We start from the raw sequence: 26,035 nt of genomic DNA on the forward strand, positions 1-26,035 counted from the left end.
AATCCTTACTAGGAAATGGATAACCGATCAATAATGGTACGGGCAAACAGATGGGCATGGGCACCGGTGCGTCCGGTAATCAAATCGCCATCAATCACCACATCTTCATCACGGTAGATAGCACCGTAGGCGATCGCATCACCATGGAGGTTGTTGTGACAAGTTAGGGGTCGTCCCTTAACCAATTCTGGAGCGGGGGCCACCAGCCACAGACCATGGCAGATAATGCCTTTGATAATACTGGGCTGGGAAAAAGCCCGCTTTAAAAATTCTGTAGCAGGTGGTATTTGGTTTACATTTTCAGTGTAGCGCAGGCGATCAGACACCATAGCCGAAGGTACGATAATGGCAGCAAAGCTTTTTAAGGTTTCATCATCCATACCCTCAAAAGATTCGTTACACTCAAAGGGAGCATGGTATTCATGTCCCTTGAAGGTAATCGAAGGTTGCCCCCATAAACGAGTCATGAAGTGCAGTTCTGCGCCTTCTTCTAGAAAACGGTAGTGATAATACCAGATTTCATGTTCGTAAAAATCGCTCTCGATTAAGATGCCGATTTTTTTATCTTTTAGTTTCATAATGCAGTCTCATGGTACAGTTGGGTTGCCATTTGATAAGAAATCATTGCGCTGAATCCAGTTTTTTTCTAATTAAACGAGTAATTTCTGCCCCCTCACCACAGAATTCCCGAGCTAAATCGAGAACAGTCTTACCATCATGTCCTTTGAGGTGCAAACAGGCTCCTGCATTGACTAAAATCTCAGCACATTCTGAAAAACCGTGCCATAGGGCATCATGCAATGGTGTGTAGCCATTAATAGCACCCTGAACATTTAAATCAATGTCAGGATGTTCTATCAATATCTTTAGAATCTCCGTATTTCCGTTGTAAGTAGCTTTGTGAATCGGTGATCCTTTAAAGACCCAGTCTACCACCTGAACCTTTGCTCCCGCTGCCAGCAGCTCACGAACAATATCAGTGTGACCATCTCGGGCAGCTACCAATAATGGGGTATGACCATCAGTAAAAGAGTTCATGTGGGGGTAGACAGTATTCACTTCAGCTCCAGAGGCAATCAGCTGTTTGACAGCCTCAAGATCACCTTGATTGGTCGCCCCCATCACAGTCTGACTTGCAATCTCAGATTGATGACGAGCTTTTTCAGCCTCAATTAAGTCCTTAATTCTTTCAAACTTTTGCTTTTCTTCTCCATGGTTAAGATTAAGTTCAAAGGTAATATGGTCGTCGAGCTTAAAGCCGTAGTGAGTATCGAAGTACAGATTTTGACCCCGATCAACTAGTAGCTTAACTAATTCTGGCCACTTGTACCATAGCGCATCCATAATTGGAGTATGTCCCATATTAGGTGTAATAGCATCTAAATGGGCACCCGCATCCAGTAACAACCCGGCAATTTCAACATTGCCCCCCTGGCAGGCTTTGTGTAGAGCCGTTGCTCCAGTTTTGGGGTCAGCAGTAAAAACATCGGCACCAGCGTTGAGTAGCAACTGAACCATAGCTAGATTGGCCTGACAGGCGGCCATCATTAACAGGGTCAACCCTGTTTTTGGATCTCGACCATTGGCATCACCTCGGTGACGAATTAATAAAGTTTCTACCTGGCTGACATCATTAGCCTTAACTGCTTCCAGCAACTTCTCAGGGACATTATCGGTAAAGGCATAAATAATGGGGGATAGATCACAGTAGGATTTCCGTTGGGTAATTTTACCATTTTCAACCTTTAACCAGGTGGCAAAAAGAATTTCAAAGTCTAGCCCAGTGGCTAAAACTGTGGAAATCTCGTGCACAGTGCCGACTGCTATGGATCCTTCGACAACTAAATCAACGAGATTAAAATGCTTAACGTTTATCACACTATCGCGAGTAGAAAACTTTTCCCACACCTCTTGTATTCCATGAGCTGTTCCCATCCAGGGAATTAGGTCACTGACTCCAGCGACTGTTGGGAAGTTAATCCACTCAATATCCTCTGCAAAACAGCCCAGAGCCGTTTCAACATCACCCCTATCTAAAGCATCAAACCATTTTTGGACGACTTTTCGGGTTTCTTCCGTACTCATCAGCGACCTCCTAATTTTTCTCTTACTCTTAATAAGAACCTGGGACTCTAGTCTGAGCTAGAACTAACGTTGGTATTTATCAAATGGTCCAAACAGCGTTCGGCAATGCCAGCAATACTTATGAAGGGATCACTTGGGCAACTTAAGCTCTGGCTTCTGGACCAATAATCCAATGTTCCTGAACAACGAAGGTATGTATATATTTCATCTCAATAAAGTTATTGAGATCGGCAGCTGCCAACTGGTTCTGCGGTGAGTTTAAAGCAATGTTGAGGCTTTCGAGGCTATCAAACCAGAGCATTGCCACACAGTCTAAGATCGCTTCGCCGATGGCATAAAAGCTGTCTCGGACATGACACTGATAGTAACGTTGTAGCCCTGGCAACTCTAAAACTAGAGGAGCATGCACTTGGAGGCTATACTGACGAAAGGTTTCCAGGGGTAAACCGATCTTCCGCTTCATCATTCCAATCAGCTTAATCCCGCCCTGCCTAAAACTAGAAGCTGAACCTTCCAATAAGCTATGGGTATCGGTATCGAGTACGACAGTGCGCCAGAAGGCTGCCCAGTTTGGTTCATCTAATCGTGCCCCTTGTAGAAACTCTGGGGTCTGTAACGAAGCTAGTTGTTCCGCCTCATTGTTTAACCAAATTTCTGCCACTCCACTAAAGCGCGGATCATCAGGCTCTGGACCGAAGGGAATGCGAGTGTCGATTAAATATTTCTTAATTTGTGGAATTTTGCTAGCATATTTAACAGCGTGGATGTTCACCCAGTAGTCTTGAAACTCTTTTTCGGTCATACCAGGTTTGGGGTGGGCAAAGATCAATTGATGAATCATAGTTAGCAGTGAAATAAACAAGTAAAGTGAACCGACACGGCATCAAAATCTCAAACTGGTCTTGACAGTTTATATAGTTTACTGCCCACACCGCACCCCAACTAGTTCAGGATGAACATCACCCTCAAGCACCAAATCAATTAAGAAAGGACCAGAATGTTCCAGGGCTTTTTGAATAGCTGGTTCAATTTGATTGGGATCTTCCACTCGAATAGCTTCTACCCCCATTGCTTGGGCTAATTGGGCAAATTGAATACTGGGCTTAGACAAATCAAAACTAAGAGGAAAGTCATGTAGTGGAATGTTGCGTTCATTCCAGTAGGCCTGAATATTTAGTTGGAGAAGTCGGTAGGAACTGTTGTTACAGATCACAAATTTAGCATCCACATTATGACGAGCAGCAGTCCATAATGCCTGAATGGTATACATAGCACCTCCATCCCCCGTAAACCCCCACACTGGTCGGTCAGGATAGGCTAACTTGACACCAATTGCCCCTGGAATGCCTACTCCCAGAGATCCCCCTCGGGTCAAGAAATAGGATCCCGGTTTAGTTACCCTCAGATAGCGACTGAGGGGTGGTGAATTGGTCAGGGCTTCATCAAAGACCACCACATTATCTGGTAAAAGACGACCCAAAGCTTCTGCAAATTGAACCATATGCAATGGTCTATTATCCCAGTCCTCGCGGTCTTTTACCCATTGAGCTGTTATAGCATTCTGTTTAGCATTTTTCAGCGATTTTACTCGAAGCTCTGCAGCCTCTTGTTGAGCTGGAGTCATGGACTCCCGTAGAATCTCTGCCATGCGAGCCAGTGTTAGTTTTGGATCTGCCACTAACCCAATATCCACAGGATGGTTTTTGCCAATCTCATAGGCATTCAGGTCAATATGAATGTTTTGAGCACCAGCTGCAAAGATGTCGCCTATCTCGGGAAATACCTCCGGCAAAAGATAAGTACCGCAAATTAAATTTACATCTCCTCTCTGCAGGGTAGAAAGGCTCTGGTATCCGAACATATGTCCCGTAGAGCCCATATAGAGAGGGTGATCCAAAGGAATATTAATTTCCCCCGCATCGGCTGACCATACTTCAGCCCCCAACAGCTCTGCTACCTGAGCTACTTCTGCTTGAGCTCCAGAATATGCCACACCATCTCCCACATACAGCATGGGATGGGCTGCCGCCGCCAGCATCATTGCTCCTGTGCGAAGTAAACTATCTTCTGGTACCACTCGAGTATTTGGCACCTTCGTGGGGCGCACTGGCTCCACGCCCACCGCATCCAAAATATCTTGGGGAAGACATACGTATACAGGCCCCATGGGTGGAGTGGCAGCGATCTTCATCGCCCGTCGCAGAACCCGCAGCAGTGACCTAGGATCTTGCACCATGGTGGCCCACTTAGTAACCGGTTCTGCCATGGCTACCAAATCCCCTGCCATTTGGGCATCCATACTTTGGTATCTAATACCCGCATCACCTCCAATCACCACCAGAGGAGAGTGTCCCCGTTTGGCTTGATACATGGCACCAATGGCATTGCCTAAACCAGGTGTGCTATGGATTTGCACCACTGTTGGTTTTTGAGTAGCTCTGGCATAACCATCAGCAATCAAAACTGCAATGGTTTCCTGTAGGGTAAGAATATATTTGAGGTCAGGATATTGCCACAGTGCATCCAAAAAACCTTGCTCTACCGTTCCAGGATTACCAAATATATGGGTAATATCATCAGCCAATAGTTGTTCAAGAATGGTAAAGTGTCCAGTTTTTGGGATCCCAGGGGAGCTACCAACCATAGCGTTTTAGCCCTCTCTCTAAAACTTCAACCATGAGTTCACCCACCAGTTGAGAATCCTGGGTTGACCTACCAGTTAAAAATGGATAATCTAAAATTGTTGATAGGGTTTTTCCCACACCCCCGTGGTACTGGCCCTCGGGCCCAACTGCATCTCGCAAAATGTATTCTAAAGGATAAAAAGGCGGACCAAAATTGGCAGAAGTATTCATAGGTTGGTCATCATACCCATACATTTGAGCAAAGCCTGTACCATCTTTATAGTCATATTCCCTAGCATGCCCAGTAACATGCTTACCCCAAATAATGCTTTTACGATCAGTCCAGTCTCTGGCAAAGGCTAAACAGGTAACGCAGTAACACTCTGCCGCAATGAGCTTGTTTTGAGCTAAAAATCCTAAAATCACAGCATGGAGACGTTCATTGTTGACCATATCCACCATGGGGCCAGAACCCCCCGGCAATAAAAGGGCATCATACTTCTCCAAATCTTTCCAGCACTGGTCTCGGCGATGGTAGTAAGCCTCCAATTCGTGTCCAAAGTTGGGAGCATTAAAGTAAGGCATTGCCGGAAACCACTCAGCTAGGTTAATCGGTTGACTAAGCAGGTCAGAACCATTTACTTCCTTGGTTCGTTGCGCATAGTGGCTACTAGTTACTCCCTTTCCCAAGGGAGGGTCAACATAGGTTTCATCCATACTGGGGGGTAAGGCCGGTGGCTTTCTTCCCTTCGGAGTTGCAAAATCAATACTATAACCTGCCTTCAGCAAAACGTCGTAGGGGCCAACCAGCTCCTCCCCCCAATAGCCCCATTCTGAAAGCACACATAGAATTTGCTTCATATAAAAGCGACATCCATTCTAATTTTGGACATGCTCAAATTATACTTCTATTGGAAAATCCGTCGAATTACTGTTCATAAATCTTAACAGATGGTTATAGCCCCAAGGAGGTAGAGGTAAGCCAGAACGCCCATCCAGAGTCTTAGAGTTGTTGGGTAATAAGCCAGAATATCCTTGAAAGGCTTTTCCGATAAGGATTTCTGCTATTTTAATCACTATTTCCCAACAGGCCTATTACATTTCCGCTCACTTGGGTTTATCTCGTAAACTTTTAAACCCCCAAGTATTTTTCTAGTAGCAGACCTAACTTTTGTTTTGTTTCCGTGGGGACATCGGCCAAATTTGTGAGAATGGCGTATTTTAGTGCGGAATGGGCCTCACTTGGGGGGGAATTTTCACTTAATCTTTTCACAGTTTCTATGATTACTTCTTGAGCATTTATGCCATTATGTTGTAAATTGGAGATTACCATATCTACCGTCACATGATCATGATCCGGATGCCAACAATCATAGTCAGTAACTAAAGCTAGGGTTGCATAGGCAATTTCCGCTTCTCTAGCTAACTTGGCTTCCGTTAAATTGGTCATGCCAATTACCGTTGCTCCCCAACTGCGATACATATTAGATTCCGCTTTGGTAGAAAAAGCGGGGCCCTCCATACATAAATAAGTACCTTCACGATGAAGAGTAACATCAGGTAAATTCAAAGATGCGATCGCATCTGCTAGAACTGCTGCCAAATTTTGGCAAATGGGATTGCCAAAAGCAATATGAGCCACAATTCCCTCTCCAAAAAAGGTAGAAACACGATTTTTAGTCCGGTCAATAAACTGGTCAGGAATCACCATATCCAGTGGTTTTACCTCTGCTCTCAAGGAACCAACAGCACTAGCTGAAAGTAGGTATTTGACCCCTAGCTGCTTCATAGCATAAATATTGGCACGGAATGGTAATTCACTAGGTAAGAGACCATGATTGCGACCATGTCTAGCTAAAAATGCCACTCTTGCTCCCGCTAAAGTACCGATAATAATCGTATCAGATGGGGAACCAAAGGGCGTTTTAATATCTAGTTCTTCCACATCTTGTAATGCTGACATTTTGTATAAACCACTGCCACCAATAATTCCAATATCTACGGGATTCATTTTGATATACCTGTTAAACCTGTTCAGAGCCATTTTACTGGAGTTTATACTAAAATGAGGAGCGATTGCCAGTTAGATTCATCAAAAGGATTTCAGGAATTATACCGTAAAATTCCTCAAAGCTAGACTGCATCAGGATTTCTGCCGTTTTAATTAGTATTTCCCAACAGGTCTAATCGGTGAGCTATCAGTTATGTTCATTGGATGGAAGATATAAAGTTTTGTAACGACATTCAACATTTCTGGATTCCGACAAATAAAATGTTATCAACTCACCGAAAATTAAACAGTCAACTAGTCAACTAATAACTATTAATAAGAGGAAATTGAAAATGAAAGTTAGAGGCATAAAACGGGGACAGAATATAGAAATATTAGAACAACTTAACAATATTCCAGATGGAACAGAAATCATAGTAGACTTAGAATTTATTGAAAACCAAATCAGAAAACCAAAACAACCATTAACAGAACAGGAGAGACTAGCTAAACTAAATAAATTATTCGGTACTTGGAAAAATCAACCTGAATTAACCCAAATATTTGCAGAAATTGACCAAGAACGCCATACTTATCAAGGTAGAATTATAGACTCAATTGATAATCAGGATAACGACTAATGTATCTACTAGATACCAACATTTGCATAGCACTACTCAGCGAAAACCCTCAAGCTGTTGCTAAATTCAATCGCTACTTTAGCCAATGTTATCTATCCATCATCGTAGTTTCAGAACTCTATAAAGGAGTTTATTGTTCTCAACAGGTAGCCAAAAATCTAGAAACATTAATTAGACATCTCCGGAAATAGCCAAAGCCCTACGAATAATGCTTTTTAAGGTGAGATACCCCAATGTAAAGGTAGCTGACTGGTACGCTAAAATAAGCGTTCGCTTTACTCGAAAAATCAATAAGATGACACCAGCTCACGGTTTTGGGTTGAGGATGACAAATTCACTATTTTGGATTTTCACCAAGATAGTTTTTTGCTGGCGTTGCATATTTTTTAGGACTGACTCTCTGTTAGGATTAGAACCTAAAGAATTAATTAGAACTTGAGTGGCATTATTTGTTACCCTATTGTTAAACTGACGTATTGATAAAACCATTACTTCTACTGGTTTTCCTATCAAGATATTAGTTCCATAAAGGGTATCTCCACCCAATAATTTTAACTTTCGGACTTTTTCACTTGATGATTCATACTTTGCATTGGCAATATCAACTGCTTTCTGACTATTTTCTCGATCTGGAAACAAGACAGCAACTGGAGATTTCAGTTGATTAACTTTTTCTTCGGTGTCAAACTCCTTATCTCCTAGATCAATCACCTCATCTACCTTACCACCCAGTTTTTGAAAACTACTTTCAAATTCTTTCGCCATAGCTTTGGTATAGTTAGTACCTGTATTAGCAAAAATTGTTGCACTTTTTAATTTTAAGTTTTTGTAAACATATTCAGCTAGCTTGTTAGCGCTATCAGGTCCAATATTTGTAGTTAGGATGGATCCCTGTGGTTTCATATCCTGGGTAGACAGAAAAATAAAGGGTACTCCTCCCTTCTCGTAGACTGATATGAGATCATTAGTATCAGCAGAATAGGGAGAATAATAATGTATTACTCCCAGTATTGATGGGTTATTTACCAATTCCTTTGCTTTCTTAGGTGCATCCGATTGTTGACTATACTCAACCAATATTTTGACTAATCTACTATTTTTTTGCTTCTGTTTTTTATTAAATTCGTCCTGTGCTTTGGCTACTCCATTCAATACATTTCCCGTAACATTGTTATTGCTTATGTTTTCAGAGGATGGCAAAACCACTGCTAATGCTAAAGGATTTCCCTGTTTTTCAGCTGAGTCATTATTTTGTTCAATTGAAACTTTCGGATCATTTCCATTAGAATTAATTATTGATTTAGTTTCTGAGCCTTCTAAACATAAAATACCAAGTGCTTTCTTTTCATTTGGTGTGCATGGATTAGATAAACGATAAATACCAAGTACTGCAATACTCAAAAAAATTAAGGAGCAAGTACCAATCATTGTCACCATGAACAGATTAGAACGGTAGAGTAGTTGGTCAAATGGATAGCATCGAAGAAATGAAGACTCTATAGTTTCTCGAGGTAGGGGAGCTATTTCCCGTACCGCCCTATTCACATTCCCAATAATGGCCATATTGGCAATGTCAGATTGATCATCAGCAGGGCTTTTTTTTGCTCAAACTCCCGAAATGGGGTGACCCATGGGGGCGTTGGGTTTCATACTTCAACCCAACCTACGTTCATCTTAATATTTAATTCCACTTGCCCACCTAAGTATAACCGATTTATTCAGTGATTACCGTTAAATTTTATTAAAGTGCTGACTCCACCACAGCTTATTGATAAATTCGATCATCGCTCCAGTGACAGCTACTTCTTAGATAACCAGACATTTTACAACCCATTGTCACAGGTTCAAACCTACCATCTTTAACAGTGACCAAAACCGCTTATCCCAACCGCTCTTTGTCTTCTGAGAACTGGAGTGGATATCCCGATGTTTCATTCTGTAGTTGATATCTCCCTGCGTATATCTAACAAGGGATTGGTTAAATCAATCAGCGGGTAACGAACCACAGACCCACCTAGTTTTTCAAAGTTCCTAGTAAATGCTTCTCTGAGACTGTTGCTGTAATGACTGTTGGGATTAGCAAAAATCACTGCCGTTTTCAATTTTGGTAGAAAAAGCAGGGCCTTCCATACATAAGTAAGTACCTTCACGGTGAAGAGTAACATCAGGTAAATTCAAAGATGCGATCGCATCTGCTAGAACTGCTGCCAAATTTTGGCAAATGGGATTGCCAAAAGCAATATGAGCCACAATTCCCTCTCCAAAAAAGGTAGAAACACGGTTTTTAGTCCGGTCAATAAACTGATCAGGAATCACCATATCCAGTGGTTTTACCTCCGCTCTTAAGGAACCAACAGCACTAGCTGAAAGTAAGTATTTGACTCCCAAATGCTGACATTTTGTATAAACCACTGCCACCAATAATCCCAATCTCTACTGACTTCATTTTGCTACACCTGTTAAACCTGTTCAGAGCCATTTTACTGAAGTTTATACTAAAATGAGGAGCGATTGCCAGTTGGATTCATCAAGGGAATCCTTTTATGAAGTAAGTGGGTGGGTGGAATTAAATATAAGATGAACGTAGGTTGGGTTGAAGTATGAAACCCAACACCCCCATCGGTTACGCCATGGCCCCTACAAATAATTGTGCCTCCCTACTTATTCTTCCCGATTGTATCAGGGGCGATCGTATCTGCTAGAACCAGACAGTTGTTCCAGTCCTAGTCTTCCAGTAAACTTCTTAACATCCAGGCAGTTTTCTCATGGATTTGCATCCTTTGGGTCAACAAATCCGCAGTAGGTTCATCATTGACCTCATCTACCAAGGGAAAAATGGAGCGTGCAGTTCTCACCACTGCTTCTTGACCTTCCACTAGTAATTGGATCATTTCCTTAGCTTTGGGAACTCCTGAAGTTTCTGGAATGGACGTAAGTCGAGCATATTCGCTATAAGTTCCGGGGGCGGGGTAACCCAGTGCACGAATTCTCTCAGCAATTAAATCCACTGCCAAGGCTAATTCAGTGTATTGGGTCTCAAACATTAAATGTAGAGTTTGGAACATTGAACCGGTGACGTTCCAATGAAAATTATGAGTTTTCAGGTAAAGTGAATAGGTGTCGGCCAATAGACAGGATAAACCCTCAGCAATTTTACCTCTCATTTGTTCACTGATCCCAATATTGACGTTTGTAAGTTTTTGTGCGGATGCCATAATTCTCCTTCCTGAGTTCAACTAGGGTTTTAAAAAAGTTATGAACAGGATTTTTTGTCCGTTTAACTTCATTTTACCCAAAAAATCAATAAGATGACACCAGCTACAGTATTCAAAAAAGTTGTGAGAAGTTAAAACAAATTTTGTCCAAAACAATTGATTATTAGGAATAATTATCAAAAAAAGAGGGACTAGCCACTAAGACTACTCCCACTTGCCTATCCTTTAAAGAGAGCAGAACACTATATAAAACTCTAACTTGATTGAGAATTTTTGTCAACTAGTTTGAGAAAAATTAGCAATTACAGCTGTAGTTAGGGGAGATGAGCGACCTACCCTCTCAATGATTTACAATTTGTAAATATCCCTCAGTAGATAAAAGGTGGCATTAATGGCTGATATTGTTGATATTGCAGTTGGCAATGATTCATTCAAAACCTTAGTAGCGGCGGTACAAGCAGCTAACTTGGTGGAAACTCTCAAAAGTCCGGGTCCTTTCACGGTCTTTGCACCCACTGATGATGCTTTTGCTAAACTACCCCCTGGTACCATTACCACCCTATTGCAAAATATCCCTCAGTTAGCAAGAATTTTAACCTATCATGTAGTTCCCGGAAAATTGACGAAAGCGGATTTAGCCCAATTGGGCACGGTCAGTTCCGTAGAAGGTTCACCAATAAAAATTGACTGTAATGATGGTTTTGAAGTCAAAAATGCTACAGTTATTGCAGCGGATATTGAGGCCGACAATGGGGTCATTCATGTTATTGACACTGTTATTTTAATGGGTTGATAATGGGGGTATGGGGATATAATAGCATTTTGTCTAAAGCTATATTTCCTCTTACTTGTATTTAACCTTCAAACCCAGAATAATTAGGTTAAAAAACAAAGTAGTACCATTGGCCAAAATAATTGGCGTGGCGCCCAGCATAATACCATAAATAAACCATAAGAACAACCCAGTCATGAATGTAATCAACATCGCAAAAGAAACATCTTTTGCTGACTTTGTTTTCCAGGTCTGTAACATCTGAGGTAAAAAAGCAATTGTTGTTAGGGTTCCCGCAGCTAATCCCACTATGTTCACAAAGTCCATTTTTTTTTCCAATACATTTATTTATGTGTATTTATGTCCGTCTACTCACTAAAAACACTGGCAAAAAAATTCAATGTTTCTCTCAAAGCGTTAACAAACACGTCTATCTCTTCCCTGGTATTATAAAAAGATAAACTTACCCGTGCAGTCCCTGCCAAGTCTAGATAACGGTGTAATGGTTGTGTACAATGGTGACCAGAACGTATAGCTATACCTTCTTGGTCTAGTAACGTGGCTAAATCATTAGCGTGAACACCTTTGGCAGTAAAAGACGCTAAAGCGGCTCTGCCTTCACCATGAATATCTGGCTTTGGTCCATAGATTGTTAGTTGGGGTATTTGTGCTAGTTGCTCAAATAAATAGCTAGTTAATTCTGCTTCATAAGCATGGATTTTATCCATCCCTATATTAGTTAAATAGTCTATTGCTGCACCCAGAGCTATGGCCTCCCCAATAGCAGGTGTACCAGCTTCAAACTTATGGGGGAGTTCTGCATAGGTAGAATGGTCTAAATATACTTCTGCAATCATTTCTCCACCACCGAAAAATGGTGGCATGGATTCTAGTAATTCTAATTTACCGTATAGGAAGCCAATACCGGTGGGAGCTAACATTTTGTGTCCAGATGCAACTAACCAATCACAGTCAATGTCTTGGACGTTGATGGGGGTGTGAGGAACACTTTGGCATCCATCTAGTAGGAATTTTGCTCCGTATCTATGAGCAATTTTAGCTATTTCTTGGACTGGATTAATGCAACCTAATGTATTAGAAATATGCACAATAGATACCAGTTTAGTTTTTTCACAAATTAGGTTATTAAACTGGTCTAAATCTAGGGTTTGTGCAGGTGTCAATTCTACAAATTTCAGGACTGCTCCGGTTTTTTGAGCCACAAATTGCCAGGGGACAATATTACTATGGTGTTCCATTACAGAGAGGATAATCTCATCTCCTGGTTGTAAATTGTTCATTCCCCAACTGTAAGCCACTAGATTAATGGCTTCACTAGCATTGCGGGTAAAAACTATCTCCTGACGGGATTTTGCTTGGATAAAATTAACCACTTTATCTCTTACTGCTTCATAAGCATCCGTAGCTTTTCCACTTAAAAAATGCGCACCCCTATGCACGTTGGAGTTATACTCTTCGTAGTAATTCCGCCAAGTGTTCAATACTAAGGTTGGTTTTTGAGAAGTAGCTGCATTATCTAGATAAACTAGGGGTTTATCATGAACTTTTTGTTGAAGAATGGGAAAGTCTGAACGAACTTGATCTGCTAGGGTTTTAGTTGATGTAAATGTCATATTTCGCTAGTTTTGATTATCTGATTTCTTAGTTATTGACTAGAGAGCTAACTGTTTTTAACAGCTTCTCTCTCAAGGGAGCAAGTGGAATTAGGTTAATAACTTCTGTTGCAAAAGCATTAACTAATAACTTACGCGCTTCCGTTTCTCCTATTCCCCGACTTTGCAGGTAGAAGATTTCATCGTCTTCTAATTGACTAACGGTTGCACCATGGGCACACTTAACATTGTCAGCGGTAATTTCTAATTGGGGTTTGGTGTCTACTCTCGCTTTTGATGATAAAAGCAAATTCCGGTTTAACTGCGACGCATCCGTTAATTGTGCAGGTTTGGGAACAAATATCTTACCATTGAATACCCCATGGGCGCGATCGCCTATAATAAGTTTGTGTAATTGTCTACTAGTAGCATAAGGATAGTTCAGTGCGATCGCGCTATGAGTGTCACCCAATTGCTTTTGGGCAATAACGGTTAATCCGTGGAGATTAGTTTCAGTTTGTTCACCAGTTTGTACAAGCTCTAAGTTGTGACGAGAAATTTTACCACCAATGGTTATGGCATTACAGCTATAACGACTGTATCTTGCTTGGGTTACAGCAGTTTTACCAATATCAAAACTATGATCACCACCCAAGACAATTCTAGAATGATTGATCTGGGCATTTTCATGCACCCAGATTTCTGTCACACTGTTGTTAAAACCACTGTTCAAACCAGGACTAGGATTATTTTGTGGTGAAGGTGTAGTTAGGGTAATATGTTCCTCAATTAGACTTATCTGGGAATTACCTTCAGCAATTACCAAACAGCGGGGTTGACAAAAAGTTGGGAACTCTCCCACCAGGGAAATAAATAACAGCTGTATGGGATCTTCAACTACCACATTTTTGCGCGCCCATACCACTGCAACATCACTCAAACCAGCAGTATTTAGGTCGCTAAAAACATCTCTTGTTCCGTCAAACTGCGCCAAATATTTCTGAGCAACAGAATCTTCTAAAGAATTTAGGTTACCAACATGTAAACCGGAGGGTAGATCTGAAGTCTGGGATAAAGTTGGTGTGAGAACACCATTAATAAAAACCAACCGGTGGGTAGCTTCAGGTAAACCTAAACCCTCCATAAAAGATTCCATGGCAATTTGGGAACTACCTAAATTAGAACCTAATGCGAAACTGATCTCCCGTAAAGGAGATAGGTCTGTAAAACGCCACTCTTCATCTCGGGTAGTAGGAATCACCGAGTGACGCACCCACTTGGTCGCATTAGTCCTAACTTGTTCTAACCAGCTTGGTTCTTTTGATAGACAAATCTCATTTAGCTGATTTAGCAACCTAGTTAAAAAAGCATCTTTATCCAAATCTAATAAAGAATCGCTAACAGCAGGGGGGAAAACTTCCATAGTCATAATTACACACCCACTCCTAAAGCTTCTTCCAATACCCAGTCATAACCTTGAGATTCTAGCTCTAAAGCTAACTCCTTACCACCACTTTTAATAATACGTCCTTGAGCCATCACATGGACAAAATCAGGAACAATATAATCCAGAAGTCGTTGATAGTGAGTAATCATGATGGTGGCATTTTCTGCATTTGTCAACTGATTCACCCCGTTAGAAACAATCTTGAGTGCGTCAATATCTAAACCAGAATCGGTTTCATCCAGGATGGCTAATTTAGGCTCTAAAATAGCCATTTGCAAAATTTCATTGCGCTTTTTTTCACCACCGGAAAAGCCTTCGTTAACACTGCGTTCTAAAAAGCTGGAATTCATTTTCACAACTTCCAACTTTTCCATTACTAAATCATCAAAATCAAAAGTATCCACTTCCGGTAAACCTTTGGCTTTACGATGAGAATTATAGGCAACCCTCAGAAAATCTAAATTGCTAACACCAGGAACTTCTAGAGGATATTGAAAGGCCAAGAATACACCACTTCTAGCTCTTTCTTCTGCTTCCATTTCCAAAAGATTAGCACCCTGAAAAACTACCTCACCACTGGTGACACTGTAAGTAGGGTGTCCAGCTAAAACTTTAGACAAGGTACTTTTGCCAGAGCCATTTGGTCCCATAATGGCATGGATTTCACCTGCTCTCACCTCTAAATTAACTCCTTTCAAAATTGGAGTTCCATCCACTTGGGCTTGCAAATCTTTAACGGACAAAATCAAATCACTGTTCTCAATAATCATGGCTCCTATCCTCTTTTTGATCTACTAACCCACACTACCTTCTAATTTCAAGCTCAATAACTTATCAGCTTCTACCGCAAATTCCATCGGTAACTGGTTAAAAACATCCTTACAGAAACCGCTAATCATCATTGAAACCGCATCTTCAGCAGAAATACCACGTTGGGCAAAAAAGAATAGTTGGTCTTCACCAATTTTAGAGGTGGAAGCTTCATGTTCTACTTTACCTGTATTATTCTGAACCTGAATGTAGGGAAATGTGTTGGCCTGGGCATTGTCTCCAATCAACATGGAATCACATTGAGAATAATTTCTAGCACCCTTGGCACTAGGATTAATTTTGACTAAACCCCGATAGCTATTACTTGATTTGCCTGCGGAAATACCTTTAGAAATAATTGTACTACGAGTATTTTTACCAATATGAATCATTTTAGTTCCCGTATCAGCTTGCTGGCGATTATTGGTTAGAGCTACAGAGTAGAATTCACCTATTGAATTATCACCAACTAACACACAACTGGGATATTTCCACGTAATAGCAGATCCTGTTTCTACTTGAGTCCAGGAAATTTTGGAATTGACTCCTTGACACAAACCTCTTTTGGTAACGAAATTGTAAATCCCTCCCTTACCATTTTCATCACCAGCATACCAGTTTTGCACTGTGGAATATTTTATTTCAGCATTATCTAAAGCAACTAATTCCACAACAGCAGCATGCAATTGATTACTATCATACATTGGTGCTGTGCATCCTTCCAAATAAGAAACATAGCTGCTTTCTTCCGCAACAATTAAAGTTCTTTCAAATTGTCCCGTATCACCGGAGTTAATGCGAAAATAGGTAGATAATTCCATGGGACATTTAACCCCTTTAGGAATATATACAAATGAACCATCGCTAAAAACAGCGGAGTTTAAAGCAGCAAAATAATTATCACCAATGGGCACCACACTACCAAGATATTTCTTGACTAATTCTGGATGCTCCCGCAATGCTTCCGAAATGGAGCAGAAAATCACCCCATCCTCCGCCAGTTTTTCTTTAAATGTTGTGGCCACGGAAACACTATCAAAGATTGCATCCACAGCTACATTGGCCAGTCGCTTTTGCTCGGATAGGGAAATACCTAATTTCTCAAAGGTTTCCAGTAAGGTTGGGTCAACTTCTTCTAAACTATTCAGTTTTGCTTTCTTTTGTTTTGGTGCAGAATAATAAACAATATCTTGGTAATTAATAGGTGGATAGTTAACATGCGCCCAAATTGGTTCCGTCATCTTTAACCACTGACGGTAGGCACGCAAACGAAATTCCAGCATGAATTCTGGCTCTTGTTTTTTAGCGGAAATTAAGCGGATAACTTCCTCATTTAGCCCACGGGGTATGGTGTCGGTTTCAATGTCAGTGACAAAGCCATACTTATAAGGTTGGTTAACTAGGGTCTTGACGGATGCGCTCATCGTTTCTATTGTGTTCTCTTTAAAGGATAAGCAATGGGTTTAGCGGTTAAGGTGTAACTAACTCAGTCACTAAACTGCTAGAATGAAATCGGCGAGTAAAACAACTAGGCTGTTGTTTAACCCAAATCTATTGTACGATAGATTAACAACAACAGTGTTGTTTAAGTCAAATTTTAGAAAAATTTTTTGGGACTAACATGGCGACTACCCAGCAGTCCTCAACTAAGCAGGATATCCTACAGTATCTTTTGAAACACTCTCAAGCCACAGCGGGCCAACTATCAGAAATCCTAGAAGTTAGTCCACAAGCTGTTCGTAGGCATTTGAAAGATTTAGAGACGGATGAGATGGTTGTGTATTCCATACCAGAAAATTCCGGTATGGGTAGACCCCAACACATTTATCATTTGAGTCCAGGAGGTAAGGAGTATTTACAAAGAAGCGCCACTAAGGTTAGTGGTGGTTATGGGGAGTTTGCAGTTTCGCTATTGGATACCCTAGCGGAAACTGTAGGAAGGGAGCAGGTAAAAACTATTTTACAAAAGCAGTGGGAACGGAAAGCCCAGGAATATCAGGAAAAGGTTGGCCAGGGTTGTTTAGAAGAAAGGGTAGCTACCTTAGTAGAATTAAGAAAGGCCGAAGGTTTTATGGCTGAGTTCCGCCCAGTGGAAGAAAATGATGATGGTCATGAGGGTGCTCATGGCTTCTTATTTATGGAACACACCTGCGCTATTTCTAATGTTGCTGAGTCTTTTCCTAGTGTGTGTGGACATGAGCTGGAAATGTTTGCAGCAATATTACCCGATTGTAGTGTGCAAAGAACTCACTGGTTAATAGATGGGCAGCATAGATGTGTCTACTTGATTAAGAGAAACTAGTGGCAAGTTGTAATGACGAACAAGTGTAGTGTAAAGACTCTATGTTTTGACCTAGGGTAGTTTTTGCATACCGTAATTTTTTATGGTTTAATGAACTGGTAGTAATTGTAAACTCATACCCAGAAATTTTATGGAAGCTCTACCTAATCAATCATCAACTGAATTTTTAACCCCCGATGAATCCGCTCAGGTTGATGCAGCTCTGTTATCATCTTCTGAGAAGTTTTTAACCAGACTGACCATTTCTTCCTTGAGGATTTTACAACATATTGCTCAGGAGCATGAGCTACCAATTGAGCAATTGACAGCTAAGCAAATTATTAATTGGTTTGAATCAGATGGAAAGATTAGAAGAGAAAAGGGCCTTGAGGAGGCATTTTTGAAGTGGTAGACTATACTACCAATTATATATGACTAAAAGACGAGTTTTTATTCATGAAAGTTTTGCTATCTTTAAGATTGTAGAGACCCAGGTAAAAGTCAGGTTTGAATAGACGGGTTCCTTTCGCCTAAAGGTGTCTACAGTTATAACTTCTAAGGTACAAAAACCCATGAAACTAACTAGCAGTTCTTTTGTTGACCATGGTTTAATTCCCATGAAGTATACCTGTGATGGTGAAAATATTTCTCCTCCCTTAGTCTGGGATGAGGTTCCTCCAGAAACGGTGAGTTTATGCTTAATTATGGATGACCCAGATGCACCGGGAAAAACCTTTGTTCATTGGGTTGTTTTTGATATTCCCCCAACAATTAACCAATTGTCAGAAAAGATAATCAACAGTCAGCATATCCCCGGTGGTGGTATACAAGGTAAAAATGATTTTGATATCTTGGGTTATGGTGGTCCTTGTCCACCAACTGGAATCCACCATTATTTTTTTCATCTTTACGCATTAGATAAACAGCTAAATTTCCCACCTGGTGTAACTAAAAATGACATTATGGTAGCTATGAAAAATCATGTTTTGGCTAAGGCACAACTCATGGGCAAATATCAGCGCCAAAGGTAAGTTTTATCATTTTCTATTAACTACTTTTATCCCAAAATATACATATTTAACACTTTTTGTCACTTATTAACTTTACTAGACTTAGAAAGCTTATACAGCTCAATCGGGTGACATATTGGGTTTAAGTTCTTAGTACAATCGCAATATTTTCTAGCTGTTAATCCTGATCAAAGGATATTTTTCAGAATCTGTAGGTAGGGACTGGGGTTTAGTCTTTTTGTTGACTAGTGTGCAGGAAAGTTACCGATAGCAAGTGGAGTATAAAGGAGGGGTTTTAACTGCTGATCTTATCCTCAAAATATAGCTTTAGTGGGAACGCTATAGAAAGGGTTGATGGCTAAAAATGATAGTTGGGTAGGCGTTCTGACTCATTCCCTTGCAGTACAACAAATACACCAAATCTTGATGAATAAAATACCAAAAAGTTATGCAATACAAACAAACATCTTTCTTCTTAGCAACGCTAATATTAAGCGTGATTTCAAATGTTAGTCCTGTGATGACAACTCAGTCTCAAGCAGGAGAGGTATTACTAGTACAAGCTGATAATCGTAAGCTACGAGAATTGTTAGAGCAGGGACGAAAATTGGTAGATTCAGGAGATTACAGCGGTGCTATTGCTGTTTATCAAGATGCAGCCAAGTTAGCGCCTAAAAATGCCAAAATTTATTCTGGTATTGGTTATTTGTATGCTCAACAAGGCAATTTTTCACAGTCATTATCTGCTTACCGCCAAGCTATTTCTATCAATCCTAACAACAGTGACTTTTACTACGCTGTTGGTTATATTAAGGGGAACCTAGGAGACGCAGTAGGTGCTAAGGAGGCTTACCGTCGTGCCATCCAGATTAATCGCAATAATTTCCATGCCTATTTAGGATTGGGTGCAAGTCAAACCCGTTTGGGAGATTATGATGCTGCACAATGGGCTTTTGAACAGGCAACTAAAATAGATAGAAATAACCCACGGGTGTATGAGTTAATAGGTGCTATGTTTAAACAGCGTAGACAAATGCAAGAGGCTGGTAATGCTTTAAGACAAGCCCTAAGACTATATCGTACTGGTAGGGATGCGGACGGGATGGTTAGGGTAGAAGAGATGTTAAAAGAAATGGGTGGTTGACGCGGCTAAAAGTGAGGGACTCCCTCTAAGGTAGATTGATTTCACGGTTTCTATCCTTCATCGTAAGGTTCCAAATCTAATAGGTAAACGTATTGTTCCACCAACTCTGGACGCTGAAAGGCGATCGCCCGTAGTAGATGCCAATCATTTAAACCATCAAAAGCATTGCTATAATTATCTAGTTCCAGACGAGCAGCCAAATCTTTGACATCTTTTGGTGTCATGGCGGCGATTTCTTTCTTAGAAATGCTTGTAGTTGTCATAATGCTTGCCCCTCTCTTTTACAGCACTAGCGTTTGACCAGGAGTGGAGTTGTGTGATATCTGTGACAATCTCTGCACCTTCAGGTGCGGAGACTATTAAGACATCGCTGTAAATTCCACCCAATACAATATATCTTACTCCAGTTCCAAGCAAGATGTTTGTAAATTAAATTCTAACTTAGAAAAACTGATAGTTTTTATGTTATAGTGGGGGAAGTATTATTTTTATTGCTTGTGTTTTTCTCACGGGATGTGGCGCAGCTTGGTAGCGCACTTCGTTCGGGACGAAGGGGCCGCTGGTTCGAATCCAGTCATCCCGATTGTGGGCTGTTACTATACTAGTCGAAGCGCCGCTAAAACAAGGGCTAAAAGCGGTTCTCCTATTGCAATATTATTAATGGATTATTAAGAAAAAAATTCTGTGACTTGTAATACAGTTTTTTCATATTTGTAGCTGTTGAATTAAATAAGCTGATACTTTTGTAGTGCAGGCTAAGGTACAGTGTCTCAAAGATTAAGGTCTGGGGATCAGTAATTAACCTGTTCGATAGAACAGCTAATATAAATTGATATATCTCAGGAATGAGGATTAATAAGATTAGCTCAGAGATGATGAGCAAAATCGGAAAAAGATTTTTTTGGTTTGGGTGAAAAAATTAACAAAAAGTTATCCAGGGAGTTTAAAATGCCAGTCTTACATAGTAAAGTTCACTGTCCCAATTGTGGCAAAATGGCGGAGCGCTATTTTATATCTGAGAGTCAAGTTACTAGAACCCAATGTCCAGCTTGTGACTATTTAATGATCAACTGTACTCGTACAGGTAGAGTGATTGAAGCCTATGCACCAGGCATTTATGCTGGAAAGACATTAGTTTAACCTAAAATTAGCATGTAAACTTCTGTTTAATCACATTTTGCCGCTTCCTGAGTTGACCACAAGCTGCGTCTACTTCCAAACCGCGAGAATATCTGATGCTGACGGCTATTTTTTGCTGTTGCAAAATATTTACAAATGCATGGATCCTATCCCGGTTTGGTCTTTGATAGTCTGCTTCTTGAATGGGATTGTAAGGGATTAAATTGACGTGACTTTGAAAACCCCGCAACCGTTGGGATAACTCCAAAGCTTGTTCTGGTAAATCATTAACACCAGCTAAAAGAATGTACTCAAAAGTGACCCTTCTTCCTGTAATTTCCACATATTCTCGACATTCCGCTAATAATTGTTCTATGGGGTAAGTTTTAGCACTAGGAATTATTTGTTCTCTTAAGTTCTGGTTAGGTGCGTGTAGACTAACAGCAAGAGTAACTTGTAAATGGTGTTCAGCCAGTTGACGAATACGGTCACGAATACCTACAGTAGAAACTGTCAAAGAGCGTTGTCCAATTCCTAAATCTTGATTTAAACACTTGAGAGCCAGAATCACATTCTCAGTGTTTAACAATGGTTCACCCATTCCCATAAACACAACATGACTGACTCGTTGTTGGAAATTTTCTTGTACTGTGAGTACCTGGTCAACAATTTCCCCACGATTGAGATTGCGTTTGAACCCACCTTTACCAGTAGCACAAAAATCACAAGCCATTGGGCAACCAACCTGAGTAGAAACACAGACAGTTAACCTCTTATCGCTTGGGATGCCAACGGTTTCGATAATTTCACCATCCGCCAGTTGGAGCAAATATTTTTCTGTACCATCCGTGGCAAAAGACTGATGGTCAATCGATGAGCGACCTATGGAAACATCAGCAACCTGTTCGCGCCAAGTTTTAGGAAATACAGATATATCACTAATTTTGTGTACACCGTGGTGATAAATCCAATTATGTAGTTGCTTACCCCTATATCCTGGTTGTCCCTGCTGTTGTACCCAGGTGGTTAATTCATCCACTGAAGCACCAAGCAGGGGGGGGAGCAGAGGAGTTTTAAGGGGGTTAGAAACTGTTTGCTGACTTGTGGACATTTTTAGACATTGCTCTTGGTTTGGGTAGTTTTTCATCACAAGCAAGAGGAAACTTGCCAGCAATGACAAATACTAAAAAATATGATATCATAAGGAGTTCTACATTGTGGTGGGTGAAAAATAAATATAGATAACCCAGCACGTCCGCACAATCCGCATTCGGAATTGAATTTATGGCACTGCCAATTGTAGCAATTATCGGCCGCCCCAATGTGGGCAAATCTACTTTTGTGAACCGTTTAGCAGGGGATCAAACAGCAATAGTTCACGATGAACCTGGTGTTACACGAGATCGTACCTATCGTCCAGCATTTTGGCAAAATCGGGAGTTTTTGGTGGTTGATACTGGAGGTCTAGTGTTTAATGATGATACGGAATTTCTCCCTCTCATACGTCAACAAGCAATAACCGCACTCTCAGAAGCTTGTGCTGCCATATTTGTTGTAGATGGACAAACTGGTCTAACTCCTGCAGATGAGGAAATTGCTGAATGGTTACGTCAACAACCTGTTCCCACTCTCCTAGCTGTGAACAAATGCGAATCACCAGATCAAGGTATTATTCAAGCTAGTGAGTTTTGGGAGTTGGGACTGGGAGAACCTTACCCCATATCCGCTATTCATGGAAGTGGTACGGGTGATTTGCTTGATGACTTAATTCAATATATTCCTCAAGTTGAAGAGTTACAGGAAAATACGGAAGTTAAAGTAGCTATTGTTGGACGTCCTAATGTGGGTAAATCCAGTCTCTTAAATGCTTTTGTCGGCGAGGAAAGGGCAATAGTCAGTCCAATTTCTGGAACTACCAGGGATACTATTGACACGTTAATTGAACGAGAAGGACAAGCCTACCGGTTAATTGACACTGCGGGAATTAGGAAAAAGAAACATGTGGAATACGGGACGGAATTTTTCAGTATTAATCGTGCTTTTAAAGCAATCCGCCGTGCTGATGTGGTGCTATTAGTGCTGGATGCTTTAGATGGTGTTACAGAACAGGATCAAAAATTAGCTGGACGGATTGTTGAAGATGGACGTGCTTGTATAATTGTGGTGAATAAATGGGATGCTGTAGAAAAAGACTCTTATACTATATATGACCATGAAAAAAGCTTAGAGGCAAGATTACACTTTACTGAATGGGCAGATACCATATTTGTTAGTGCTATAACTGGACAAAGAGTAGAAAAGATTTTAGACCTGGTTAATAAAGCTGCTGAATCCCATAAACGCCGTGTCAGTACATCCGTGGTTAATGAAGTTCTCACAGATGCAGTCAGTTGGCACTCACCACCAGCTTCACGCAGTGGTAAACAGGGTAAAATCTATTATGGTACCCAGGTCAGTAGCCAACCACCTACCTTTGCATTGTTTGTTAATGATGCTAAACGGTTCAATGAAAATTACAGACGTTACATAGAAAGACAGTTTCGCAAGCAATTGGGTTTTGAGGGAACACCAATCCGCATCTTATGGCGTAGCAAAAAAGTTAGAGAAATGGAAGTTGGCACTCTTAATCGAGCAACTCGTGTCTGAAACACCTTTTCATCAGTAACATGAGAAAGTTAGTTGGGAATTTAGGAATTGACACATGGACTTATTGCGATCGCTTCCTTTGGGGTTATATTTAGATGCTCCTCAAACTTGGCTACATAAATTAGATTCACGGGTGAAATTAATTTGGTTGTTAAGTTTTCTGACCAGCTATGTATTTGCCAACAACTACTGGCGTGTGTTACTGGTATTACTGCTGATTATTTTTACCTTGATTGCCAAAATTCCTCTTAGGGTATGGCGTCAACAAATGGGGTGGTTGCTAGTATTGTCAATTATGGTGTTCGCCATCATTTCTATTAGTCCAGATGGTATGAGCATAGACTATCAACCACGCCTACCAGCAAGTGAACAAATATTAAGTCCAGCACCATCCACAAATTCTGAAAATAAAACTAAATTGCCCTTACCTACAAATGAAAAGTACAAGTATATAATCTTTCATCAAGGTCCGGTTAAGATCAGTCGGCGGTCATTAAGTTTAGCAACTAGTTTAAGTACTATTGTATTTACATTAATATATAGCAGTAATTTGTACTTATTAACAACCGCACCAGAGGAGATAACATCAGGTATAGAGAGCTTAATGCAGCCTTTAAAAAAGTTGCACATTCCTGTTACTGAAATTACCCTTACACTAACCCTATCATTGCGATTTATTCCCCTAGTTTTAGAAGAGATTCAAAATCTGATCCGTTCCGTAATGACCAGGGCGATCAACTGGAAGAAACTGGGATTAAAAGGGGGTATAAGGGTCTGGTTAATTGTCATGGAGAGACTATTAGAAAATCTGCTATTGAGAGCAGAACAAATAGCAAATGCGATGATAGTGAGGGGTTTTACCAGTCCCAATGAACATCAGGTCAAATGGCACGAACTACAATTAAAACCACCCGATTGGTTAGCTGTGGCAGTTTTAATTGTATTTTGGGGATTAAGAATAGCTTTTGGTGCCCTTAACTAGTTCTTGCTTGTAGTATTGATACTATGAAGGGGCGCAATTAGACGAAATGGAAAAAGAGGTGTAGAGGCGAATTGGGCATATTCGGGAGTGAGAAAAACATTATACTTATTAGCATCTGGTGTTAGTTGTGCGGCCATGGCTAAAGTAATCGCCTTCACGTAACTGCGCACATCCGCTGATTTTTCTCCCACTACTTCTCGACTGGTAATGGGAGTGTTATTTGTGTTTAGAGAAGCATTGACTACTAGGGGATCCACTACACTGTAATGGCTAGCACCCACCGCAGCAGCTAACCACTTAGGAGATGCAATACGATTAAAACCGTTAATTTGTTCAGTCAAACTTGGGGTGACATGGTCAGCAGATGCGGTAAATACTAGGGTAGGAACTTTTACCTTTGTCAAACCGGTTTCACCAAATAGGAGGGAAGAAGCTGGTTTTAGAGCTATTATTTGTTTGACTCTTTGATCTTGTAGTTGATAGTTATTTTGTGGCAATTGTCTGGCCAGGCACATAAAACTTTGAACATCACTCAATTTACCAGCATTTTTTTCACAACTGCTTTTTAGACTGGCAATTTGTAGTTCACCACCAGCTAATGCTAATGCTGTAGTTCCACCCAGGGAATAACCAACAAACATGACTTTATTAGTGGTTAGTTTTCCCTGTAGGGAATTATTAGGATTTTGGTTAACCTTCGCCAATTCATCCAGAACAAAACTTACATCCTGGGGAAGAGCTAAAAATTCTTGAGGGTTCAAACCTACTTTGCCTTTATTAGTAAAAAAATTACTACCAGGATTTTGTAAAGCTGCAACCACATAACCATAAGAAGCAAGATGTTGAGCTAAATATTGCAGGTCTGTACCTGCTGAACTAGAGCTATGGGAAAAGACAATTAAGGGTTTTTCAATATTGTTTTCACCATTGGTAGGAGTTGACCAATAAATATCCACGATAATATTACGTTTACGTTTATCATCACTTAAGTTTAACTTAGATATTTCTACTTTCTGTGTTCCCGGTTGGGTGGGATCAAATGGAATATTTATGGATGGTTTTTGCCTATCACTTTGGGGACTGTGCATCAGTAGGAATTGCTGAGTCTGCAAAAAATCTATATTTAAAAACCTTGCTACCGTCAAAACCTGTGGTAAATTCAGTCTCAGGGTTTGACTGGGGTATGCTGCAATAAAACTGAGCATAGATAGACCTTCTGGTGAACTAGCAGCCAATATTAAACCGGATCTAACTGCTTGCACCCCTGATTGATCCTGACGACGATCAAAAACTGTTGCTATGTCATTGATTACTGTTTGACCTAATTGAGTATTCAGTAACCAATCTAAAGTCACCACATTTATGGGTATTCTAGTTTTTAATCCTTGCACCAACCAGTTACGTTGTTCTTGGCTTAGTGCACTAGTATAAATCTGTAGACTACCTGGCAATTGCCCAGTTTCCGTGGCCTTTTTCAGCTCTGCAACAGAAGTCGACTCTTCCAGGAATCCATAACGTATGGTTACCCTATCTGCTGCATGGACGGTGGCACACATTGTCAAATATTGTGTCCAGGCGATCGCACTTAATAATCCTGTAAATATGATAGCTTTTTTGTGGTTTTTTCTGGTTAGGGCATTCTTTATCATGGTTTTT

The 26,035-nt window shown here is 40.6% G+C and carries 25 protein-coding genes, 1 tRNA gene and 2 pseudogenes; 11 read left to right on the top strand and 17 right to left on the bottom strand.

Annotation, left to right across the window (positions count from 1 at the left end; all coding sequences use genetic code 11):
- Nucleotides 1-8 precede the first annotated feature (8 nt).
- From ASL19_RS02595 to ASL19_RS02620, 6 genes are all read right to left on the bottom strand, one after another.
- Entirely contained in the window at nt 9-578 is a 570-nt protein-coding gene (locus tag ASL19_RS02595; protein ID WP_057177170.1) for a DJ-1/PfpI family protein, read from the bottom strand.
- A gap of 43 nt (nt 579-621) precedes the next feature.
- A complete protein-coding gene (locus ASL19_RS02600; protein WP_057177171.1) occupies nt 622-2,085 on the bottom strand; it encodes an ankyrin repeat domain-containing protein in 1,464 nt (487 codons plus the stop codon).
- A gap of 142 nt (nt 2,086-2,227) precedes the next feature.
- Nucleotides 2,228-2,926, bottom strand: a complete 699-nt coding sequence (locus ASL19_RS02605) for an EthD family reductase (protein WP_057177172.1) — start codon at nt 2,924-2,926, stop codon at nt 2,228-2,230.
- 78 nt (nt 2,927-3,004) lie between these two features.
- On the bottom strand, nt 3,005-4,729 hold the full coding sequence (locus ASL19_RS02610) for a thiamine pyrophosphate-binding protein (RefSeq protein ID WP_057177173.1): 1,725 nt from the start codon (nt 4,727-4,729) through the stop codon (nt 3,005-3,007).
- Entirely contained in the window at nt 4,719-5,570 is an 852-nt protein-coding gene (locus tag ASL19_RS02615; protein ID WP_057177174.1) for a type 1 glutamine amidotransferase domain-containing protein, read from the bottom strand. Before ASL19_RS02615 ends, ASL19_RS02610 begins: the two co-directional genes overlap by 11 nt.
- 271 nt (nt 5,571-5,841) lie before the next feature.
- A complete protein-coding gene (locus tag ASL19_RS02620; protein WP_057177175.1) occupies nt 5,842-6,720 on the bottom strand; it encodes an S-methyl-5'-thioadenosine phosphorylase in 879 nt (292 codons plus the stop codon).
- Between the two features lie 332 nt (nt 6,721-7,052).
- Here ASL19_RS02620 and ASL19_RS02625 point away from each other — a divergent pair, with 332 nt between their 5' ends.
- On the top strand, nt 7,053-7,340 hold the full coding sequence (locus ASL19_RS02625) for a hypothetical protein (RefSeq protein ID WP_006277489.1): 288 nt from the start codon (nt 7,053-7,055) through the stop codon (nt 7,338-7,340).
- Nucleotides 7,340-7,510 (top strand): annotated as a pseudogene (locus ASL19_RS02630) (type II toxin-antitoxin system VapC family toxin); the annotation flags it as partial. The gene ASL19_RS02625 and the pseudogene ASL19_RS02630, both read left to right, overlap by 1 nt.
- A gap of 136 nt (nt 7,511-7,646) precedes the next feature.
- On the opposite strand, the gene ASL19_RS02635 reads toward ASL19_RS02630, so the two are convergent.
- The 3 genes and pseudogenes from ASL19_RS02635 to ASL19_RS02645 form a co-directional block, all read right to left on the bottom strand.
- Nucleotides 7,647-8,903, bottom strand: a complete 1,257-nt coding sequence (locus tag ASL19_RS02635) for an ABC transporter substrate-binding protein (protein WP_057177176.1) — start codon at nt 8,901-8,903, stop codon at nt 7,647-7,649.
- A gap of 531 nt (nt 8,904-9,434) precedes the next feature.
- A pseudogene (locus tag ASL19_RS02640) lies at nt 9,435-9,734 on the bottom strand (S-methyl-5'-thioadenosine phosphorylase); the annotation flags it as partial.
- 329 nt (nt 9,735-10,063) lie between these two features.
- Nucleotides 10,064-10,555, bottom strand: coding sequence for a Dps family protein (locus ASL19_RS02645; RefSeq protein ID WP_057177178.1), 492 nt, complete (start codon nt 10,553-10,555; stop codon nt 10,064-10,066).
- A gap of 391 nt (nt 10,556-10,946) precedes the next feature.
- On the opposite strand from ASL19_RS02645, the gene ASL19_RS02650 reads away from it, so the two are divergent.
- Complete coding sequence (locus ASL19_RS02650) at nt 10,947-11,348, top strand: fasciclin domain-containing protein (protein WP_057177179.1); 402 nt, start codon at nt 10,947-10,949, stop codon at nt 11,346-11,348.
- A 51-nt stretch (nt 11,349-11,399) separates the two neighbouring features.
- Here ASL19_RS02650 and ASL19_RS02655 read toward each other — a convergent pair whose 3' ends face one another.
- Genes ASL19_RS02655 through sufB form a run of 5 tightly spaced genes read right to left on the bottom strand, consistent with a single transcriptional unit; the run spans nt 11,400 to nt 16,621 of the window.
- On the bottom strand, nt 11,400-11,654 hold the full coding sequence (locus ASL19_RS02655; RefSeq protein WP_006277485.1) for a SemiSWEET transporter: 255 nt from the start codon (nt 11,652-11,654) through the stop codon (nt 11,400-11,402).
- A gap of 41 nt (nt 11,655-11,695) precedes the next feature.
- Nucleotides 11,696-12,961, bottom strand: coding sequence for a SufS family cysteine desulfurase (locus ASL19_RS02660; protein WP_057177180.1), 1,266 nt, complete (start codon nt 12,959-12,961; stop codon nt 11,696-11,698).
- A 28-nt stretch (nt 12,962-12,989) separates the two neighbouring features.
- Nucleotides 12,990-14,369, bottom strand: coding sequence for a Fe-S cluster assembly protein SufD (gene sufD, locus ASL19_RS02665; RefSeq protein WP_057177181.1), 1,380 nt, complete (start codon nt 14,367-14,369; stop codon nt 12,990-12,992).
- A 2-nt stretch (nt 14,370-14,371) separates the two neighbouring features.
- Nucleotides 14,372-15,157, bottom strand: coding sequence for a Fe-S cluster assembly ATPase SufC (gene sufC, locus ASL19_RS02670; protein WP_057177182.1), 786 nt, complete (start codon nt 15,155-15,157; stop codon nt 14,372-14,374).
- Between the two features lie 24 nt (nt 15,158-15,181).
- Nucleotides 15,182-16,621 carry a Fe-S cluster assembly protein SufB gene (gene sufB / locus ASL19_RS02675; protein ID WP_057177183.1) on the bottom strand — a complete coding sequence of 480 codons (1,440 nt, stop codon included), beginning with the start codon at nt 16,619-16,621 and terminating at the stop codon, nt 15,182-15,184.
- A gap of 197 nt (nt 16,622-16,818) precedes the next feature.
- Here sufB and sufR point away from each other — a divergent pair, with 197 nt between their 5' ends.
- From sufR to ASL19_RS02695, 4 genes are all read left to right on the top strand, one after another.
- On the top strand, nt 16,819-17,499 hold the full coding sequence (gene sufR, locus ASL19_RS02680; RefSeq protein WP_057177184.1) for an iron-sulfur cluster biosynthesis transcriptional regulator SufR: 681 nt from the start codon (nt 16,819-16,821) through the stop codon (nt 17,497-17,499).
- 130 nt (nt 17,500-17,629) lie between these two features.
- Nucleotides 17,630-17,890, top strand: a complete 261-nt coding sequence (locus ASL19_RS02685; protein ID WP_006277479.1) for a hypothetical protein — start codon at nt 17,630-17,632, stop codon at nt 17,888-17,890.
- A 160-nt stretch (nt 17,891-18,050) separates the two neighbouring features.
- Nucleotides 18,051-18,509, top strand: coding sequence for a YbhB/YbcL family Raf kinase inhibitor-like protein (locus ASL19_RS02690; protein WP_057177185.1), 459 nt, complete (start codon nt 18,051-18,053; stop codon nt 18,507-18,509).
- Between the two features lie 427 nt (nt 18,510-18,936).
- Complete coding sequence (locus ASL19_RS02695; RefSeq protein ID WP_057177186.1) at nt 18,937-19,632, top strand: tetratricopeptide repeat protein; 696 nt, start codon at nt 18,937-18,939, stop codon at nt 19,630-19,632.
- Nucleotides 19,633-19,682: 50 nt separating this feature from the next.
- On the opposite strand, the gene ASL19_RS02700 is transcribed toward ASL19_RS02695, so the two are convergent.
- Complete coding sequence (locus ASL19_RS02700; RefSeq protein WP_057177187.1) at nt 19,683-19,895, bottom strand: DUF2555 domain-containing protein; 213 nt, start codon at nt 19,893-19,895, stop codon at nt 19,683-19,685.
- Between the two features lie 246 nt (nt 19,896-20,141).
- Between ASL19_RS02700 and ASL19_RS02705 the strand changes: the two genes are divergently transcribed.
- Together ASL19_RS02705 and ASL19_RS02710 are read left to right on the top strand one after the other, a co-directional pair.
- A tRNA-Pro gene (locus ASL19_RS02705) sits at nt 20,142-20,215 on the top strand.
- 365 nt (nt 20,216-20,580) lie between these two features.
- Nucleotides 20,581-20,772, top strand: coding sequence for a hypothetical protein (locus ASL19_RS02710; protein WP_040009118.1), 192 nt, complete (start codon nt 20,581-20,583; stop codon nt 20,770-20,772).
- Between the two features lie 7 nt (nt 20,773-20,779).
- Here ASL19_RS02710 and rlmN read toward each other — a convergent pair whose 3' ends face one another.
- Entirely contained in the window at nt 20,780-21,862 is a 1,083-nt protein-coding gene (rlmN, locus tag ASL19_RS02715; RefSeq protein ID WP_057177242.1) for a 23S rRNA (adenine(2503)-C(2))-methyltransferase RlmN, read from the bottom strand.
- Between the two features lie 173 nt (nt 21,863-22,035).
- Between rlmN and der the strand changes: the two genes are divergently transcribed.
- Together der and ASL19_RS02725 are read left to right on the top strand one after the other, a co-directional pair.
- Nucleotides 22,036-23,397 carry a ribosome biogenesis GTPase Der gene (der, locus tag ASL19_RS02720; RefSeq protein WP_057177188.1) on the top strand — a complete coding sequence of 454 codons (1,362 nt, stop codon included), beginning with the start codon at nt 22,036-22,038 and terminating at the stop codon, nt 23,395-23,397.
- Nucleotides 23,398-23,452: 55 nt separating this feature from the next.
- Nucleotides 23,453-24,379, top strand: a complete 927-nt coding sequence (locus tag ASL19_RS02725; RefSeq protein ID WP_057177189.1) for a CbiQ family ECF transporter T component — start codon at nt 23,453-23,455, stop codon at nt 24,377-24,379.
- Here the strand turns inward: ASL19_RS02725 and ASL19_RS02730 are convergent.
- The gene (locus ASL19_RS02730) at nt 24,376-26,028 is read right to left on the bottom strand and encodes an alpha/beta hydrolase (RefSeq protein WP_057177190.1); all 1,653 of its coding nucleotides are present in this window, start codon (nt 26,026-26,028) and stop codon (nt 24,376-24,378) included. The two genes, ASL19_RS02725 and ASL19_RS02730, sit on opposite strands and share 4 nt — an antisense overlap.
- Nucleotides 26,029-26,035: the final 7 nt, after the last annotated feature.

Source organism: Cylindrospermopsis sp. CR12, assembly GCF_001432185.1.
Lineage (GTDB): Bacteria > Cyanobacteriota > Cyanobacteriia > Cyanobacteriales > Nostocaceae > Raphidiopsis > Raphidiopsis raciborskii.

Excerpts from the sequence above, each read along its gene's own strand:
- ASL19_RS02690 (WP_057177185.1), top strand. The coding sequence starts at position 18,051 with ATGAAACTAACTAGCAGTTCTTTTGTTGACCATGGTTTAATTCCCATG.
- rlmN (WP_057177242.1), bottom strand. The coding sequence starts at position 21,862 with ATGTCCACAAGTCAGCAAACAGTTTCTAACCCCCTTAAAACTCCTCTG.
- ASL19_RS02620 (WP_057177175.1), bottom strand. The coding sequence starts at position 6,720 with ATGAATCCCGTAGATATTGGAATTATTGGTGGCAGTGGTTTATACAAA.
- ASL19_RS02660 (WP_057177180.1), bottom strand. The coding sequence starts at position 12,961 with ATGACATTTACATCAACTAAAACCCTAGCAGATCAAGTTCGTTCAGAC.
- ASL19_RS02635 (WP_057177176.1), bottom strand. The coding sequence starts at position 8,903 with ATGGCCATTATTGGGAATGTGAATAGGGCGGTACGGGAAATAGCTCCC.
- ASL19_RS02645 (WP_057177178.1), bottom strand. The coding sequence starts at position 10,555 with ATGGCATCCGCACAAAAACTTACAAACGTCAATATTGGGATCAGTGAA.
- sufB (WP_057177183.1), bottom strand. The coding sequence starts at position 16,621 with ATGAGCGCATCCGTCAAGACCCTAGTTAACCAACCTTATAAGTATGGC.
- ASL19_RS02595 (WP_057177170.1), bottom strand. The coding sequence starts at position 578 with ATGAAACTAAAAGATAAAAAAATCGGCATCTTAATCGAGAGCGATTTT.
- ASL19_RS02610 (WP_057177173.1), bottom strand. The coding sequence starts at position 4,729 with ATGGTTGGTAGCTCCCCTGGGATCCCAAAAACTGGACACTTTACCATT.
- ASL19_RS02655 (WP_006277485.1), bottom strand. The coding sequence starts at position 11,654 with ATGGACTTTGTGAACATAGTGGGATTAGCTGCGGGAACCCTAACAACA.
- sufC (WP_057177182.1), bottom strand. The coding sequence starts at position 15,157 with ATGATTATTGAGAACAGTGATTTGATTTTGTCCGTTAAAGATTTGCAA.
- ASL19_RS02695 (WP_057177186.1), top strand. The coding sequence starts at position 18,937 with ATGCAATACAAACAAACATCTTTCTTCTTAGCAACGCTAATATTAAGC.
- ASL19_RS02730 (WP_057177190.1), bottom strand. The coding sequence starts at position 26,028 with ATGATAAAGAATGCCCTAACCAGAAAAAACCACAAAAAAGCTATCATA.
- ASL19_RS02605 (WP_057177172.1), bottom strand. The coding sequence starts at position 2,926 with ATGATTCATCAATTGATCTTTGCCCACCCCAAACCTGGTATGACCGAA.
- ASL19_RS02625 (WP_006277489.1), top strand. The coding sequence starts at position 7,053 with ATGAAAGTTAGAGGCATAAAACGGGGACAGAATATAGAAATATTAGAA.
- sufR (WP_057177184.1), top strand. The coding sequence starts at position 16,819 with ATGGCGACTACCCAGCAGTCCTCAACTAAGCAGGATATCCTACAGTAT.
- ASL19_RS02615 (WP_057177174.1), bottom strand. The coding sequence starts at position 5,570 with ATGAAGCAAATTCTATGTGTGCTTTCAGAATGGGGCTATTGGGGGGAG.
- ASL19_RS02725 (WP_057177189.1), top strand. The coding sequence starts at position 23,453 with ATGGACTTATTGCGATCGCTTCCTTTGGGGTTATATTTAGATGCTCCT.
- ASL19_RS02710 (WP_040009118.1), top strand. The coding sequence starts at position 20,581 with ATGCCAGTCTTACATAGTAAAGTTCACTGTCCCAATTGTGGCAAAATG.
- ASL19_RS02700 (WP_057177187.1), bottom strand. The coding sequence starts at position 19,895 with ATGACAACTACAAGCATTTCTAAGAAAGAAATCGCCGCCATGACACCA.
- ASL19_RS02600 (WP_057177171.1), bottom strand. The coding sequence starts at position 2,085 with ATGAGTACGGAAGAAACCCGAAAAGTCGTCCAAAAATGGTTTGATGCT.
- der (WP_057177188.1), top strand. The coding sequence starts at position 22,036 with ATGGCACTGCCAATTGTAGCAATTATCGGCCGCCCCAATGTGGGCAAA.
- ASL19_RS02685 (WP_006277479.1), top strand. The coding sequence starts at position 17,630 with ATGGAAGCTCTACCTAATCAATCATCAACTGAATTTTTAACCCCCGAT.
- ASL19_RS02650 (WP_057177179.1), top strand. The coding sequence starts at position 10,947 with ATGGCTGATATTGTTGATATTGCAGTTGGCAATGATTCATTCAAAACC.
- sufD (WP_057177181.1), bottom strand. The coding sequence starts at position 14,369 with ATGACTATGGAAGTTTTCCCCCCTGCTGTTAGCGATTCTTTATTAGAT.